Consider the following 15,999-nt stretch of genomic DNA (forward strand, 5'->3'; position numbering starts at 1 on the left):
TTATGTCGCCGTATCGTGACATGAGCGGGCCCCGGGCCTTGCGCTAAACAATGCCCATGTTGATCTGGCTGATCTTTGCCCTGATGACCGGCGCGGCCGTGCTTGCGGTGCTGTGGCCCCTGTCGCGCGCCGAGACGGCCGTCGCGGCCGAGACCGGCGATGCCGCCTTCTTCCGCCAGCAGATGGCGGACCTCGAGCGCGACCGCGAAGCCGGCCTCGTCTCCGAGCGTGAAGCCGAGGCGCTGCGCGCCGAGATCGGCCGGCGCCTGCTGCGGGCGGCGCGCGGCGAGGGACGCAGCGGCCCGGAGGGCGAGCCCGCCCTGCGTCGGCGCCGCGCCGCCTCGGCCATCGCCTTGTCGACGATCCCGCTTCTGGCGCTCGCCATCTATGGGGCCATGGGCTCGCCGCACCTGCCTCAGGCGCCCCGCGCCGCGCGGATGGACGGCGGCCAGCTCGATGTCGGTGCGGCGGTTGCGAAGATCGAGGCGCATCTCGCGCAGAATCCGGGCGACGGCCGCGGCTGGGAGGTGCTGGCGCCGGTCTATCTGCGGGCCGGGCGCTTCGGCGATGCCGCGCGCGCCTATCAGTCCGCCCTCGACATCCTCGGCGAAAGCCCGGCGCGCCTCACCGATCTCGGCGAGGCCGTGACGGCCGAGGCCGGCGGTATCGTCGACGCACGGGCGCGCGCAGCCTTCGAGCGGGCCCTAGCGCTCGATCCGGCCAATGCCAAGGCACGATACTATCTCGCCGTCGCCACGGGCCAGGACGGCGACAACGCCAAGGCCATGGATATGTTGCAGAAGCTCCTGGCCGACGCGCCGGCCGACGCGTCCTGGCGCGGCGCCGTCGAGCAGCGGCTCGCGGCCCTGTCGATGAGCGAGGGCGCGAGCGCCATCACGTCGCTTCCACAGGGCGAGCAGGCGCTCGCCATCCGCGGCATGGTGGAGGGGCTCGCCGCGCGCCTCGATGCCGACGGATCGGACGCCGCCGGCTGGGCGCGGCTCGTGCGCTCCTATGTCGTTCTCGGCGAGGAGGAGAAGGCCCGCGAGGCGCTTGCCAAGGCGCGCAGCCAGCTTGCGGCCGACCCTGCCTCGCTCGATATGTTAGCGGCGCTCGCGCGCCAGCTGTCACTTGAAACCGACGCGACCGGAGCACCGCAGTGACTCGCAAGCAACGACGGCTCACGCTTATCGCAGCGGCCCTCGCCGTGCTTGGGGTGGCGCTCGGGCTCGTGCTGTTCGCCATGCGCGACAACATCGTGTTCTTCTATTCGCCGACGGATCTCGAGGCCAAGGCGGTGACGCCGGGCACGCGCCTGCGTCTCGGCGGCCTCGTCGCCGAGGGCTCGGTCGAGAAGGGCGAGGGCCAGAACGTGACCTTCGCCGTCACCGACACGAACCGCAGCATCACCGTGCGCTACACGGGGCTGCTGCCGGATCTCTTCCGCGAGGGGCAGGGCGTCGTGACGGAGGGCGTGCTCGAGAGCGCGGGCCTGTTCCGGGCCGACAGCGTGCTCGCCAAGCACGACGAGAACTACATGCCGCGCGAGGTCGCCGACAGCCTGAAGGCGCAGGGCCTGTGGCAGCACGGCGGCAAGACGGATGCGCAAGATGGCGGTGCGACCGCAGCGAGTGAGTGAGGGCCAATGTTCGTCGAAGCCGGGCATTATGCGCTGACCCTCGCCCTCGGGCTCTCGCTCGTGCAGTTCCTCATGCCGTTGTGGGCGGCCACGGTGCGGGACGAGGCCCTCGCGGCCATCGCCGTGCCGGCGGCGCTCGGCGCCTTCGCCTGCGTGACGCTGGCCTTCGCCGCGCTCACCCATGCCTATGCGACGTCGGATTTCTCGCTCGTCAATGTCGTCGAGAACTCGCACTCGCTGAAGCCGTTCATCTACAAGCTCACGGGCGTGTGGGGCAACCACGAGGGCTCCATGCTGCTCTGGGTGCTGATCCTCACCCTCTTCGGCGCCATGGTCGCCTTGTCGCGCCGGGCCGTGCCGTCACGCCTGCGCCACCTGACGCTCGCCGTGCAGGGGGCGGTGGCCTTCGCCTTCCTCGCCTTCGTCGAGTTCACCTCCAATCCCTTCCTGCGGCTGAACCCGGCTCCGTTCGAGGGGCAGGACCTCAACCCCATCCTGCAGGACCTTGGCCTCGCCATTCACCCGCCGCTGCTCTACATCGGCTATGTCGGCTTCTCCATCTCCTTCGCCTTCGCGCTCGCGGCGCTCATCGAGGGGCGGATCGACGCCGTCTGGGCGCGTGCCGTGCGGCCGTGGACGCTCACGGCCTGGGTGTTCCTCACGCTCGGCATCGCCATGGGCTCCTACTGGGCCTATTACGAGCTCGGCTGGGGCGGCTGGTGGTTCTGGGATCCGGTCGAGAACGCGTCGCTGATGCCGTGGCTCGCCGGCACGGCGCTCCTCCATTCCACGATCGTGATGGAAAAGCGCGATGCGCTGAAGGTCTGGACGATCCTCCTCGCCATCCTCACGTTCTCGCTGTCGCTGCTCGGCACCTTCCTCGTGCGCTCGGGCGTGCTGACCTCGGTGCATTCCTTCGCCACGGACCCGACGCGCGGCGCCTTCATCCTCGCCATCCTCGTCGTCTTCATCGGCGGGGGTTTCGCCCTCTTCGCCTGGCGCGCGCCGCTCCTGCGCCAAGGGGGGCTGTTTGCGCCGATCTCGCGTGAAGGCGCGCTCGTCGCCAACAACCTCCTCCTCGTCACCGCCTGCGCCACCGTGTTCATCGGCACGCTGTATCCGCTGGCGCTCGAGGCGCTGACGGGCGCCAAGATCTCGGTCGGCGAGCCCTTCTTCAACGCGACCTTCCTGCCGATTGCGATGCCGCTCCTCGCGCTCATCCCGATCGGCCAGACGATCGCCTGGAAGCGGGGGGACCTGCTCGGCACGGTGCAGCGGTTGTGGGCCGCCTATGCCGCCGGCCTTGCCGGGGCGCTCATCGTCTTCGCGCTCGTCCGCGGCGGACCGGTGCTCGCTCTCCTCGGCATCGGGCTCGGTGTCTATCTCCTGGCCGGCTCGGCGGTCGACATCTTCCACCGCGCCGGCGGCGGCCGGGTCGCGCCCGGCGTCATGCTGCGCCGTGCCGCCGGCCTGCCGCGCTCGGCCTGGGGCACCGCCATCGCCCATGCCGGCGTCGGCATCACCGTGCTCGGCATCGCCGCCCAGGCCTGGAGCACCGAGACGCTGGCCGTGGTCAACCGCGGCGATCTCGTCAACGCCGGCGCCTATACCCTGCGGCTCGATGCCATCTTCCCGCGCACCGCCCACAACTACCGCGAGGATGTGGCACGCTTCACGGTCCTCAGGGACGGGCGCATCATCGGCACGCTCGAGGGCTCGAAGCGCATCTACGTGACGCGCGGCATGCCGACCACCGAGGCCGGCATCATGACGCTCGGGCCGAGCCAGCTCTATGTCAGCCTCGGCGAGCCGCAGCCTTCCGGCGGCATGGGCGTGCGCATCTATTGGAAGCCCTATGTCATCTTCGTCTGGCTCGGCTCCGTGATCATGGCCCTTGGCGGGCTTCTGTCCCTGACCGACCGGCGCCTGCGCGTCGCCGCGCCCGTTGCCGCGCGCGGCCGGCTCGTTCCGGCGGAGTAGGGCGATGCGGCGCCTCCTGCCTGCCTTCGTCGTCGCTCTCGCCCTGTCGCTGCCCGCGCTCGCGGTGCAGCCGGACGAGGTGCTGCGCGATCCGGCGCTCGAGACGCGGGCGCGGGCGATCTCCGCCGAGCTGCGCTGCCTCGTCTGCCAGAACCAGTCGATCGACGATTCCGATGCGCCGCTCGCACGCGACCTGCGCATCCTCGTGCGCGAGCGCCTCACCGCCGGCGACAGCGATCGCGAGGTGCGCGACTTCGTCGTGGCGCGCTACGGCGATTTCGTGCTGCTGCGCCCGCCGGTCAACTGGCAGACCGCTTTGCTGTGGGGCGGGCCGTTCCTCGTGCTCCTCGCCGGCATCGCGGCGATCGTCATCGCGGCGCGCCGCCGGCGCGCGGAGGTCTCGGCGACCGCTCCGCTCAGCGACGAGGAAAAGGCCCGGCTCGCCGCTCTCCTCGAGGGGCGCGACAAGGACCTGTGACCGCGGACGCGGAGCCCTGCGCTCATCCTCTCCCGAATGGCCCCGGCCCTCGCCATGCGCTGCCGGCAGATGCGCCGGCGGGCGCGATGGCGCATGCTGCCGCCCCTGACCGGCTGCGCGATTCACCTCGCGCGGCACCGCTGACGGGAGTGGAGCGATGACGCGAGGCGCCGAGGCCGAGGAGGCCGTCTGCCGCTGGCTGGCGGAGCGGGAGGGCGAGATGCTCGCCCTCCTCGAAGAGGTGGTGAACATCGACAGCGGCAGCTACGACAAGGCCGGCGTCGATGCGGTCGGCGAGCGCTTCGCCCGCTTCTTCGCGGATCATGGCATCCCGACGTCCTGGCGGCGCGGCGACACCTATGGCGACGCCCTGCGCGCAGAGCTCGCCAGCCCGGGCAGCAATCTTAAGCCTATCCTCCTCATGGGCCATCGCGATACCGTCTTTCCCAAGGGCGAGGCGGGGCACCGGCCGTTCAAGATCGTCGACGGCCGGGCCTATGGTCCGGGTGTCGCCGACATGAAGGGCGGGCTCGTCGTCAATGCCTTCGTCCTCGCCGCGCTTGCGGCGCAGGAGGCGGCTCCCGGCCCGGTGGTGGCGCTGATGACGGGTGACGAGGAGATCGGCTCGCCCTTCTCGCGCCCGATCATCGAGGAGGAGGCGGCCGCCGCGCGCGCCGCCTTCAACGGCGAGCCGGGCCGCGCCTCCGGCAACATCGTCAGCGGCCGCAAGGGCGGCATCTTCCTGCTTCTCGAAGTCTTCGGGAAGGCGGCCCATTCGGGCGCCAATTTCGCCGACGGTGCGAGCGCCATCGGCGAGCTCGCCCACAAGATCGTCGCGCTGCATGCGCTGACGGATCTCGAGGCCGGCATCACCGTCAACGTGGGCACCGTGCGCGGCGGCCAATCGGTCAACACGACGGCGCCTTTTGCCGAGGCCGAGGTCGACCTGCGCTATGTGACGCCGCAGCAGCGCGCCGCGCTCGTTACGGCGGTCGAGCGGATCGTGGCGACCTCCACCGTTCCCGGCACTCACGCCCGTTTCGCGACGCGCGGCGACTTCCTGCCGCTCGTCGCCTCGCCCGAGAGCGAGCGGATGATGGCGACCTACAAGGCGGCGGCGGCGGATTCGGGCCTTGCCGTCGACGGCGAGTTCACCGGCGGCTGCTCCGACGCCGGCTTCTCGGCCGCGGTCGGCACGCCGACGCTGTGCGGTCTCGGCCCCGTGGGCGGCAAGGCCCATTCCCCGGAAGAATACATGGAGGTCGCCTCGCTCGTGCCGCGTGCCCAGGCGCTGGCGCGCGCGGTGCTGCGCTGCGAGGCGGAGCGCTGAGGATCTCCCGCCTCCATTACGAAGTTTTCATGCGCTCGTGAGGCTGTCGTAAGGCGCGGCGAGCCATCGTCGGCGGCGATAACGGGTTCGGCCCGAGAGTTCGCCAACGGAGATGGCCATGCACGAGAAAGACCACAGCGAAGCCTTGAAGGCCCGCATCAAGTCGCCGAAGCGCGCCAGCCGGCGCGTGTCGATGCTGCTGGGCGCCGTCGCGCTCGGCGCCTTGTCGACCGGCGCGCTGCTGCAGAGCACCTTCGACATCGGCCCGGCGCCGGCCTATGCGCAGAACCTGTCGGCCCAGGTGCCGACCGCCAATCCTGCCGGCTTCGCCGATGTCGTCGACCATGTGAAGCCGGCCGTCGTGTCGGTGCGCGTCAAGGTCGCGGTCGAGGGCGCGAGCGCCGAAGGGCTCGACCTGCGGCAGTTCGGCCTGCCCGAGGGCAGCCCCTTCGAGCGCTTCTTCCGCCGCTTCGGCGAGGAGGGCCAGCGCGGCCAGCGCCCGGCCCCGCGCCGCTTCGGCGAGGCTCAGGGGTCCGGCTTCTTCATCTCGGCCGACGGCTATGTCGTCACCAACAACCACGTGGTCGAGAAGGCCCGCGAGGTCGAGATCCAGACCGACGACGGCAAGACCTACTCCGCCAAGGTCGTCGGCACCGATCCGAAGACCGATCTTGCCCTGCTCAAGGTCGACGAGGGCGGCAAGTTCCCCTACGTCAGCTTCGCCAGCGGTACGCCGCGTGTGGGTGACTGGGTGCTCGCCGTCGGCAATCCCTTCGGTCTCGGCGGCACCGTGACGGCGGGGATCGTCTCGGCCCGCGGGCGCGATATCGGCGCCGGCCCCTATGACGACTTCCTGCAGGTCGACGCGGCCGTGAACCGCGGCAATTCCGGCGGGCCGACCTTCAACACCTCCGGCGAGGTCGTCGGCGTCAACACGGCCATCGCTTCGCCGTCGGGCGGCAACGTCGGCATCGCCTTCGCCATCCCGGCCGAGACGGTGCAGAAGGTCGTCGCCGAGATCAAGGACCACGGCACGGTGCGCCGCGGCTACCTCGGCGTGCAGATCCAGCCGATCAACGAGGGCATCGCCGAAGGGCTCGGCCTCGAGGAGGCCAAGGGCGCCATCGTCGCCCGAGTCGAGGACGGCAGCCCTGCCGCAAAGGCCGGCATCAAGTCGGGCGACGCCATCCTCGCCGTCGACGGGCAGGAGGTGAAGAACGCCCGCGAGCTCTCCCGCGACATCGCCGGCTTCGCGCCGGGGCGGACCGTCGACGTCACCGTCTGGCGCGGCGGCAAGAAGAGCGACATCTCCGTCACGCTGGCGACGATGCCCGGCGAGAAGACCGCGAGCGCCGAGAGCGGCGAGGAGCAGGCCGGCAAGCTCGGCCTTTCGCTGGCACCTTCGGGCTCGGTCGACGGCGTCGACAAGGACGGCGTCGTCGTCGTCGGGGTCGAGCCGGGCAGCCCGGCCGAGGAGCGCGGCCTGCGCTCCGGCGACGTCATCGTCACCGTCGGCGGCAAGAAGGTCGAGACGCCGCAGGACGTGCGCCAGGCGGTCACGGAGCTGCGCAAGGAAGGCCGCAAGGCCGTGCTGATGCAGGTGGAGACCGCGAGCGGCGCCCGCTTCGTCGCGCTGCCTCTCGCCTGAGTTCGGGGAGGGGCGGCGGGCCGCCTGTCGCCACGGGCTCGTCGCTCCTCCTCGCATGGCGGCAGGTCGGACACCCCCCGCGTCCGGCCTGCCGTTTGCGTTGCGGAGTTGCTACCATGAGCGCCATGAAGATTCTCGTCATCGAAGATGATCAGGAGGCCGGCGCCTACATGGTCAAGGCCTTTCGGGAGGCCGGCCACGTGGCGGACCATGCGGCCGACGGCCTCGATGGCTATGCCATGGCGCGCGAAGGCGGCTATGACGTCCTCGTCGTCGACCGCATGCTGCCGAAGCTCGACGGGCTGTCGCTCATCCGCTCCCTGCGCGAGCAGAAGGTGGATACGCCCGTGCTCATCCTCTCCGCCCTCGGGCAGGTGGACGACCGGGTCAAGGGCCTGCGCGCCGGCGGCGACGACTACCTGCCGAAGCCCTACGCCTTCTCCGAGCTGCTGGCGCGCGCCGAAGTGCTCGCCCGCCGCAGCAAGGGGGCGAACGGCGAGCCGACCAGCTACCAGATCGGCGACCTCGAGCTCGACCGCCTGTCGCATCGGGTGACCCGCGCCGGGCAGGAGATCGTGCTGCAGCCGCGCGAGTTCCGCCTGCTCGAATATCTCATGAAGCACGCCGGGCAGGTGGTGACGCGCACCATGCTGCTCGAGAACGTGTGGGACTACCACTTCGACCCGCAGACGAACGTCATCGACGTGCACGTCTCGCGCCTGCGCGCGAAGATCGACAAGGGACAGGACGTGCCGCTGATCCAGACGGTGCGCGGAGCGGGATACATGATCCGTGACGGGGCTCGGTAAGCTCTTCCGCACGACGGCCTTCAAGCTGTCGGCGGCCTATCTCCTCGTCTTCGTCCTCTTCGCCGGCTTCATCCTCGGCTATGTCGCCTGGAACGCCCGGCGCGTGCTCGACGACCAGATCCAGGGCACCATCGACGCCGAGCTGCAGGGCCTCGCCGAGCAGTACCGCATCGGCGGCATCCGGCGGCTCGTCAACATCATCGACCGGCGCTCGCGCGCGCCGAGCGCCTCCCTCTATCTCGTCACGACCATGGCCGGCGAGCGGCTGGCGGGCAACGTGGTCGAAGTGCCCTTCGGCATTCTCGACGAGCCGGGCTCGCGCGAGATCGCCTATCGGCGCAGCGACGAGACGGGAGACAGGGAGTTCCGGGCCCTCGTGCGCGTCTATGTGCTGCCCGGCGGCTTCCGCCTGCTCGTCGGCCGCGACCTCGAGGAGCGGCTGCAGTTGCAGGCCGTCATCCGCCGCGCGCTCATCCTCTCCATCGGCCTCGTGACCGTGCTCGCCTGCCTCGGCGGCTGGTTCATCACGCGCCGCGTGCTCAAGCGCGTCGATGCGATGACGGAGACGACGCGCACCATTATGGAGGGCGACCTCGACGGCCGCCTCACCGTGACCGGCACCGGCGACGAGCTCGACCGTCTGGCGCAGAACCTCAACGACATGCTCGGCCGCATCGGGGAGCTTATGGCCGGCATGCGCGAAGTGTCGGACAACATCGCCCACGACCTCAAGACGCCGCTGACGCGCCTGCGCAACCGGGCCGAGGAGGCGCTGCGCACGGCGCGGTCACCGGACGAATATGCCACCGCGCTCGAGGGCATCATCGACGAATCCGACAATCTCATCCGCATCTTCAACGCGCTCCTCATGATCGCGCGGCTCGAGGCCGGCAATGCCAATGCCGCCATGGACGGTTTCGATGCCGCCGAGATCGCCGGCAGCCTCGCGGAGCTCTACGAGCCGCTCGCCGAGGAGGCGGGCATGCCGCTCGTCGCCGAGATCGAGCCGGACCTGCCGGTGCACGGAAACCGCGAGCTCATCAGCCAGTCGCTCGCCAATCTGATGGACAATGCCCTCAAATACGGCACAAGCTGCGAGACGACGCCGGAGGTGAGGATCACCGCCCGGCGCAGCGGCGGTATGGTGGAGATCGCGGTGAGCGACCGGGGCCCGGGCATTCCGGAAGGGGAGCGGGAACGGGTGCTGGAGCGCTTCGCGCGTCTCGAAAGCGCGCGCTCCAAGCCGGGCTTCGGCCTCGGCCTCAGCCTCGCCTCGGCCGTCGCGCGCCTGCACACGGGCGCGCTGCGGCTCGAGGGCAACGGGCCGGGCCTGAGGGCCGTCCTTGTGCTGCCGCTGGCGAAAAACGAGGGATGAAGGCGGGCCGTCATGCCCGCGCTTGTCGCGGGCATCCACGCCGTGACGCTCGCACGACGTCGAGGGCGTGGATGGCCGGGACAGGCCCGGCCATGACGAGCACTGAAATGTCGCTCTCAACACCGGTTATAAAATGGGCAAGAAAAAAAACGTGACAGGGCAGGAAGCAACGCCTCTCGCAGCCATGGTCGACTGCCTGCCGGCGCCGCCCGGCAAGACGGCCGTCGCACGCATCGCCGCCGACCTCCTCGACGAGGACGAGACCTCCGCCGCCCTCGGCCGTCTCCTCGATGCGCATCCGCAGCTTGCGAATCTCACCGCCGCCTTCGCCGACTATTCGCCCTTCCTGTGGCGGCTCGCGACGACGAAGCCCGAGCGGTTCCTGGCCCTGATCGACGGCGCCCCGGACGAGATCCGGGCGCGCATCCTCGCCGACGTGCAGCGCGCCGGGGAGGAGGCGGAGGAGGTCGCGGACATCATGCGCCGCCTCAGGCGCCTCAGGGCGGAGTTCGCGCTCTTCGTCGCCTTGTGCGATTGCGGCGGGCTGTGGAGCCTGCCCGAGGTCACGCGCGCGCTCAGCGATTTCGCCGACGCCTGCGTCGCGGCGGCGGTCGCCTTCCTCCTGCGCGAGGCGCGGGAGGCCGGACGCCTTGTGGCGGCCGACGGGGAGGGGCCCGGCTTCGTCGTGCTGGCGCTCGGCAAGCACGGCGCGCGCGAGCTCAACTATTCGAGCGATATCGACCTCGTCGTCTTCTTCGATCCCGAGGCGCCGCTGCGCGAGGGACTGGAGCCGGCCCCCTTCTTCGTGCGCCTGACGCAGGGGCTGGTGAAGATCCTGCAGGAGCGCACCGGCGACGGCTATGTCTTCCGCGTCGACCTGCGCCTCAGGCCCGATCCCGGCTCCACGGCCGTCGCCGTGTCGCTTCCGGCCGCCTTCTCCTATTACGAGAGCGTCGGCCAGAACTGGGAGCGCGCCGCCTTCATCAAGGCGCGCCCGGTCGCGGGCGACATCGCGCTCGCCGAGCGCTTCCTCGCCGACCTGCGCCCCTTCGTCTGGCGCAAGTACTTCGATTTCGCCACCATCGCCGACATCCATGCGATGAAGCGGCAGATCCATGCCGTGCGCGGCCACGAGGCCATCGCGGTGGCCGGCCACGACATCAAGCTCGGCCGCGGCGGCATCCGCGAGATCGAGTTCTTCGTGCAGACGCAGCAGCTCGTCTTCGGCGGGCGCCGCCCCTCGCTGCGCGGGCGGCGCACGCTCGAGGTGCTCGATGCGCTCGTCGAGGAGAAGTGGATCACGCCCCAGGCGCGCGACGACATGGCGGCCGCGTATATTTTCCTGCGCACCGTCGAGCACCGGCTGCAGATGGTGGCCGACGAGCAGACGCAGCGCCTGCCGGACGACGCCGAGGCGCTGGCGCGCGTCGCCCGCTTCTGCGGCTTTGCGACCGTGGAAGCTTTCGGCGAGGCGCTGACGGCCCATGCGCGCAAGGTGCAGGGCCACTACGCCATGCTGTTCGAGGAGGGGCCGGAACTTGCCGCGGAGGCCGGCAGCCTCGTCTTCACCGGCACGAGCGACGACCCCGAGACGCTCGAGACCCTGCGGCGGCTCGGCTTCTCCGACCCGCCGCGCGTCGCGGAGACCGTGCGCGGCTGGCATTTCGGCCGCCGCTCGGCAGTCACCAGCGCCCGCGCCCGCGAGGTGCTGACGGAGCTGACGCCGGCGCTCCTGACCGCGCTCGGCCAAACGGCGGCTCCAGATGCGGCGCTCGCGGCGCTCGACGAGGCCTTCGGCCGCATGCCGGCCGCCGTCGAGCTTCTCTCCATGCTGCGTTCCAACGAGCGGCTGCTGCGCCTCTTTGCCGATCTTCTCGGCGGCGCCCCGCGGCTCGCCGAGGTCGTCTCCGCCAGCCCGCACGTGCTCGACGCCGTCATCGACCCGACCTTCCTCGACCCGACGAGCGACGAGGCGGCGATCGAGGCGCGCTTGCGCGGCCTCGTCGGCAAGCCGGCGAGCTACGAGGATTTTCTCGACCGGCTGCGCGAGGCGGTGCGGCAGGAGAATTTCCTCGTCGGCGCGCGCTTCCTCTCCGACATCCTGTCGCCGCCGCGCGCCGGGGAGGCCTTCGCGGCCGTGGCGCAGGCCACCGTGCGCCTCAGCCTCGAGGCCGCGCAAGCCGCCTTCGAGGAGGAGCATGGCAGGGTGCCCGGCGGGCGCGCGGTCGTCGTCGGCCTCGGACGCCTCGGCGCGCACGAGATGACGGCGGCCTCCGACCTCGACCTCGTCGTCATCTACGACTTCGATCCCGACAACCGGGAGAGCGACGGCCGCCGGCCCCTCGACGCCGTCGTCTACTACAGCCGCCTGACCCAGCGCCTCGTCAGCGCGCTCACCGTGCCGACGCGGCGCGGCGGGCTCTACGAGGTCGACATGCGCCTGCGCCCCTCGGGCCGCAAGGGGCCGGTCGCGACGCAGTTCGACGGCTTCCTCGCCTACCAGAAGACCGAGGCCGAGACCTGGGAGCACATGGCGCTGACGCGCGCCCGCGTCATCGCCGGCGACGCCTCCCTCGCTGCCGACGTGGAGGACGCGATCACGGCGGTGCTGCGCGAGACGCGCGACCGGGAGAAGCTCGCCGCCGACATCCGCGACATGCGCGCCCTCATCGCCGAGGAGAAGGGGGAGGACGACCCCGGTGACCTCAAGCTCGCCGCGGGCGGGCTGGTGGACATCGAGTTCATGGCCCAGTTCCTGATGCTGGCCCATGCGGCGGCCGAGCCGGCCCTGATCGTGCCCGGCACGGCCCACGTCCTCGCCCGCGCGGCCGAGAAGGGCCTTGTCGCGCCGGACCATGCCGACGTGCTGCGCCCCGCCTACGACCTCCTGTCGAGCGTCTTCCACTGGCAGCGCCTGACGGTGGAGGGCCGCTTCGACCCCAAGGCCGTCGCCCCGGCGATCCAGAAGCGCATCGCCACGGCCGTTGGCCTGCCCGACCAGAAGGTGCTGGCCCGGACGCTCGACGACACGCGCCGCCAGGTGCGCGCCACCTTCAACGAACTTTTGGGCGTCGGCGGCAAGGCGAAGTCCCGCAAGGCCAAGGGGTAGCACGCTCCCCCTTGGCGGACCGGGCGAGCCGCTGCACGGCCGTGAAGCGCCACCTCTCCCCGCGTCATGGCCGGGTTCGTCCCGGCCATCCACGCCGTTTGCCTTCGTGCATTGGTCCTGTCGTCATGCCCGCGACAAGCGCGGGCATGACGACAGGGAAGCGTTGCGCTTCTCCTTCAGGCGAGCGTCTCGTAGAGATCCCGCCACTGCGGGTTCATTTCGAGGATGAGCCGTATCTTCCAACGGCGCGGCCAGTGCTTCATGTTGCTCTCGCGTTGGATGGCGCTGCGAATATCCTCGTAAGCTTCGTAATAGACGAGCTGCTTCAAGCCATAGCGTTTGGTGAAGCCGTCGATCATGCTTTCGCGGTGCTCCCATGCGCGACGCGCGAGGTTGCTCGTCACGCCGATATAGAGCGTGCCGTTCGGCCTGTTGGTCATGATGTCAACCCAGCCGCCCCGCATGTTCCTAGAAGAGCAGGCATGCACATCGGCGACAAGCGCGGCTCTTCGGGATTGCCGGGATGCCCCGCCGGGGAATCTTGGCGCCACCTCCCCCCGCGTCATGCCCGCGCTTGTCGCGGGCATCCACGCCGGGACGATTGCGCCAGGCCAGAAGGCGTGGATGGCCGGGACAAGCCCGGCCATGACGTGGAGAGGTTGTGCGGTGGCTCCCCGTTCGTTCCCGCCAACGGACGGCTATGCCATTAGGCCATGGGCATGGCGGCAGGGGAATATCCACCGCGGCGCCATCTCTCCCCGCGTCATGCCCGCGCTTGTCGCGGGCATGACGCGGGGACGATTGCACCAGGCCAGAAGGCGTGGATGGCCGGCCATGACGTGGAGAGTTTGCGCGGTGGCTCCCCGTTCGTTCCCGCCAACGGACGGCTATGCGATTAGGCACGGGCATGACGGCAGGGGAATATCCACCGCGGCGCCACCTCCCCCCGCGTCATGCCCGCGCTTGTCGCGGGCATCCACGCCGGGACGACTGTACCAGGCCAAAAGGCGTAGGATGGCCGGGACGAGCCCGGCCATGACGCGGAGAGGTTGCGCGTTGCGATTTTCCGTTCGGCTTCCCCGCTCCGTTTCCACCTTCCGTGTCCGTCAGCGGACAGGCGCCTGACAGGCAGGGCGAGACGGCGCGGGCCCCGGGCCGAGCGACCTTCCCCCGCCTCACGCAGCCTTGCGCTGCTCCGCCTGGGGCAGGTGCACCATGACGATGGTGCCGGAGCCGGGGGTCGAGCGGATGCGCAGGGCGCCCCCGTGCAGCTCCGTCAGCGAGCGGGCGATGGCGAGGCCGAGGCCCGAGCCCTTGTAGGTCTTGCTGTATTCGGTCTCGACCTGGGTGAAGGGCTGGCCGAGCTTGCCGATGGCCTCGGTCGGGATGCCGATGCCGTTGTCCTCGACATAGATGTTGACGGCCTCCGCCGCGCCGCGCGCCCGCAGCGCCACCCGGCCGCCCTCCGGCGTGAACTTGACCGCGTTGCGCAGCAGGTTGACGAGGATCTGGCGCAGCGCGCGGGGGTCGGCATCGAGCGTCTGGGCTGGCAGCGTCTCGAGGTCGAGCACGATGTTCTTCGCCTCTGCGGCCTCCGCCACCGTGCGCACGGCCTCCGTCATCACCTTGTCGAGCGCGATGCGCTCCTTCTCCAGCTTGTGGCGGCCGGCCTCGATGCGCGACATGTCGAGGATGTCGTTGATGACGGCGAGCAGATATTGCCCGCTCTGGCGGATGTCGTGGCAGTATTCGGTGTATTTCTCGTTGCCGAGAGCGCCGAAGATGCCGCTTTCCATGATCTCGGAGAAGCCGATGATGGCGTTGAGCGGCGTGCGCAGCTCGTGGCTCATGTTGGCGAGGAACTCGGACTTGGCGCGGTTGGCGCCCTCCGCATGGGCCTTCTGCTCGAGGTAGCGCTCGGCGAGGTCGGCGAGCTGCTGGGCCTGCACCTCGAGCTTCTGGCGCGAGCGCTTGAGGTCCATCACCGTCGCGATGAGCCGCTTCTCGGAATCGAGCAGCTTCTCCTCGTGGCGCTTCAGGGCCGTGATGTCGGTGCCGACCGAGACATAGCCGCCGTCCTTCGTGCGGCGCTCGTTGATCTGCAGCCAGCGCCCGTCGGCGAGGCGCGCCTCGAAGCTGCGCGCGCCGATATTGGCCTGCTCGCCCGTCAGGGCCTGGGTCGTGACGACGGGCGGGCGGCTCGCATCCATGATCTCGGCATAGCTGCGCCCGGCGGCCGCGGCGTCCGCCGGAAGGCCGTGCAGCTTCTGGAACTTGGAGTTGCACATCACCAGCCGGTTGTCGGCGTCCCACAGCACGAAGGCCTCGGAGATGGTCTCGATGGCGTCGCGCAGGCGCATGTCGGCGGTCGCGGTGCGCTCGGCGAGGCGGCGCTGCTCGGTGATGTCGACGGCGATGCCGACGAGATGGGGGCCCTCGATCGGGTCGCCGTCGACGATCTCGGCGCGGGCGTTGATCCACACCCATTCGCCGTTCGCGGCGCGGATGCGGAAGTCGTGGTCGATGGCGGTGGTGCGCGAGGCGGCCAGCATGTCGGCGAGGCCGTAGAGGTCCGTGTCGTCCGGATGGACGAGGCCGTTGACCTCGCCGAAGGACAGGAACTCGTCGCGCCGGCGGTAGCCGAGGATGGCGTACATGGAATCGGACCAGTAGATGCGTCCGCGCGCGATGTCCCAGTCCCACAGGCCACAGCGGCCGCGGTTGAGGGCGGCGTCCACCCGCTCCTTCACCTTGTCGCAGATCTCGTCGGCGGCCTTGGCCCGGCCGGCCTGCATGAAATAGGCGGCCGAGATGGCGAGCAGCACGAAGGCCGCGGCGGCGATCAGCGTCATCTGGCCCCAGGTCTGCGCCCGCCAGGGGGCGAGCGCGCCCGAGACGGGCTGCACCACGGCGAGCTGGCCGCCGCCGGCACCGAGATTGCGCACGGTGGCGAGCGCATCGGTGTCGCCGGCAAGCGTCAGGCGCAGCACGCCCGCCCGATCGGCGAAGGTCGTGAGGGGCTGGGATGAGCCGAGAACGTCGACCAGCGGCTGGCCGGTGGCGAGCTGGGCCGGGATGGCTCCAATCAGGGTTCCCGTCGCGTCGGTGAGGAGAAGGCTGCGTCCATTCTCGATCATGGCCGCCGGGATCTGCCGCTCGAAGGCGGCGACAAGGTCCCGCGCCGCGGCGGGGCCGTCGCCGCGGGCGATCTCCGCATCGAGTACGCGCGCGGCAAGCGAGGCAAGGGTGTCGATCTCGGCGGCGGCATCGTTGAGCGCCTCGTTGCGCGCGTCGACGGCCTGCAGCGAGGCTCCCGTGACGAGCGAGACGAGAAAGACGACGAGCAGCGCCGGAACGGCGAGGCGCAGCCAGGGTTCCGCCAGAACGAGCCGTCTGTAGGCGGGATGTGCTATAGAGCGCGCTATCCCGAGAATCGTGCCCGCGCGCGCGGGCACGTACGTCGCGTCGACGCCCGCCATTGAATGCCCCCTTCGGAGTCCAAACGTCTCATCGGGAAGACGTGCCGCATCTCACCGAATCACTTACATCTGAATCCTGAAGGGGCCGTTTGTCCAGAGTCTTTATGATTGGTTGACGCGACACGGTAAATGCTTGTTGTGCAGCTGCATTT

At 70.2% G+C, this 15,999-nt stretch carries 11 protein-coding genes; 9 read left to right on the forward strand and 2 right to left on the reverse strand.

Going from position 1 to position 15,999, the window contains the following annotated elements; all coding sequences use genetic code 11:
* Positions 1 to 56 precede the first annotated feature (56 nt).
* The 9 genes from ccmI to AL346_RS14005 all read left to right on the forward strand — a co-directional run bounded on the left by ccmI (position 57) and on the right by AL346_RS14005 (position 12,368).
* Positions 57 to 1,163, forward strand: a complete 1,107-nt coding sequence (ccmI, locus tag AL346_RS13965) for a c-type cytochrome biogenesis protein CcmI (RefSeq protein ID WP_053193794.1) — start codon at positions 57 to 59, stop codon at positions 1,161 to 1,163.
* Complete coding sequence (gene ccmE, locus AL346_RS13970) at positions 1,160 to 1,639, forward strand: cytochrome c maturation protein CcmE (protein ID WP_026015313.1); 480 nt, start codon at positions 1,160 to 1,162, stop codon at positions 1,637 to 1,639. The genes ccmI and ccmE overlap by 4 nt, the downstream gene beginning before the upstream one ends.
* A gap of 6 nt (positions 1,640 to 1,645) precedes the next feature.
* Complete coding sequence (locus AL346_RS13975; RefSeq protein WP_019403222.1) at positions 1,646 to 3,619, forward strand: heme lyase CcmF/NrfE family subunit; 1,974 nt, start codon at positions 1,646 to 1,648, stop codon at positions 3,617 to 3,619.
* Between the two features lie 4 nt (positions 3,620 to 3,623).
* Positions 3,624 to 4,097, forward strand: a complete 474-nt coding sequence (locus tag AL346_RS13980; protein WP_019403221.1) for a cytochrome c-type biogenesis protein — start codon at positions 3,624 to 3,626, stop codon at positions 4,095 to 4,097.
* Positions 4,098 to 4,254: 157 nt separating this feature from the next.
* Positions 4,255 to 5,427: a M20 family metallopeptidase gene (locus AL346_RS13985; protein ID WP_019403219.1), complete on the forward strand. Its 1,173-nt coding sequence runs from the start codon at positions 4,255 to 4,257 to the stop codon at positions 5,425 to 5,427.
* A gap of 112 nt (positions 5,428 to 5,539) precedes the next feature.
* A complete protein-coding gene (locus AL346_RS13990; protein WP_019403218.1) occupies positions 5,540 to 7,075 on the forward strand; it encodes a Do family serine endopeptidase in 1,536 nt (511 codons plus the stop codon).
* Between the two features lie 125 nt (positions 7,076 to 7,200).
* Entirely contained in the window at positions 7,201 to 7,884 is a 684-nt protein-coding gene (locus AL346_RS13995; RefSeq protein WP_026015311.1) for a response regulator transcription factor, read from the forward strand.
* A complete protein-coding gene (locus AL346_RS14000) occupies positions 7,868 to 9,259 on the forward strand; it encodes an ATP-binding protein (protein WP_019403216.1) in 1,392 nt (463 codons plus the stop codon). The genes AL346_RS13995 and AL346_RS14000 overlap by 17 nt, the downstream gene beginning before the upstream one ends.
* Before the next feature lie 184 nt (positions 9,260 to 9,443).
* A complete protein-coding gene (locus tag AL346_RS14005; protein ID WP_019403215.1) occupies positions 9,444 to 12,368 on the forward strand; it encodes a bifunctional [glutamine synthetase] adenylyltransferase/[glutamine synthetase]-adenylyl-L-tyrosine phosphorylase in 2,925 nt (974 codons plus the stop codon).
* 176 nt (positions 12,369 to 12,544) lie between these two features.
* Here AL346_RS14005 and AL346_RS14010 read toward each other — a convergent pair whose 3' ends face one another.
* Together AL346_RS14010 and AL346_RS14015 are read right to left on the reverse strand one after the other, a co-directional pair.
* On the reverse strand, positions 12,545 to 12,832 hold the full coding sequence (locus tag AL346_RS14010) for a GIY-YIG nuclease family protein (RefSeq protein ID WP_019403214.1): 288 nt from the start codon (positions 12,830 to 12,832) through the stop codon (positions 12,545 to 12,547).
* A gap of 711 nt (positions 12,833 to 13,543) precedes the next feature.
* Complete coding sequence (locus AL346_RS14015; protein ID WP_019402082.1) at positions 13,544 to 15,847, reverse strand: PAS domain-containing sensor histidine kinase; 2,304 nt, start codon at positions 15,845 to 15,847, stop codon at positions 13,544 to 13,546.
* Positions 15,848 to 15,999 lie beyond the last annotated feature (152 nt).

It is taken from the genome of Chelatococcus sp. CO-6 (assembly GCF_001271345.1).
Lineage (GTDB): Bacteria > Pseudomonadota > Alphaproteobacteria > Rhizobiales > Beijerinckiaceae > Chelatococcus_A > Chelatococcus_A caeni.

Bases quoted from the DNA above. Each gene is read 5' to 3' on its own strand.
- AL346_RS14015 (WP_019402082.1), bottom strand. From the start codon at position 15,847: ATGGCGGGCGTCGACGCGACGTACGTGCCCGCGCGCGCGGGCACGATT.
- AL346_RS13985 (WP_019403219.1), top strand. From the start codon at position 4,255: ATGACGCGAGGCGCCGAGGCCGAGGAGGCCGTCTGCCGCTGGCTGGCG.
- AL346_RS13990 (WP_019403218.1), top strand. From the start codon at position 5,540: ATGGCCATGCACGAGAAAGACCACAGCGAAGCCTTGAAGGCCCGCATC.
- AL346_RS13995 (WP_026015311.1), top strand. From the start codon at position 7,201: ATGAAGATTCTCGTCATCGAAGATGATCAGGAGGCCGGCGCCTACATG.
- AL346_RS14010 (WP_019403214.1), bottom strand. From the start codon at position 12,832: ATGCGGGGCGGCTGGGTTGACATCATGACCAACAGGCCGAACGGCACG.
- ccmI (WP_053193794.1), top strand. From the start codon at position 57: ATGTTGATCTGGCTGATCTTTGCCCTGATGACCGGCGCGGCCGTGCTT.
- AL346_RS13980 (WP_019403221.1), top strand. From the start codon at position 3,624: ATGCGGCGCCTCCTGCCTGCCTTCGTCGTCGCTCTCGCCCTGTCGCTG.
- AL346_RS13975 (WP_019403222.1), top strand. From the start codon at position 1,646: ATGTTCGTCGAAGCCGGGCATTATGCGCTGACCCTCGCCCTCGGGCTC.
- AL346_RS14005 (WP_019403215.1), top strand. From the start codon at position 9,444: ATGGTCGACTGCCTGCCGGCGCCGCCCGGCAAGACGGCCGTCGCACGC.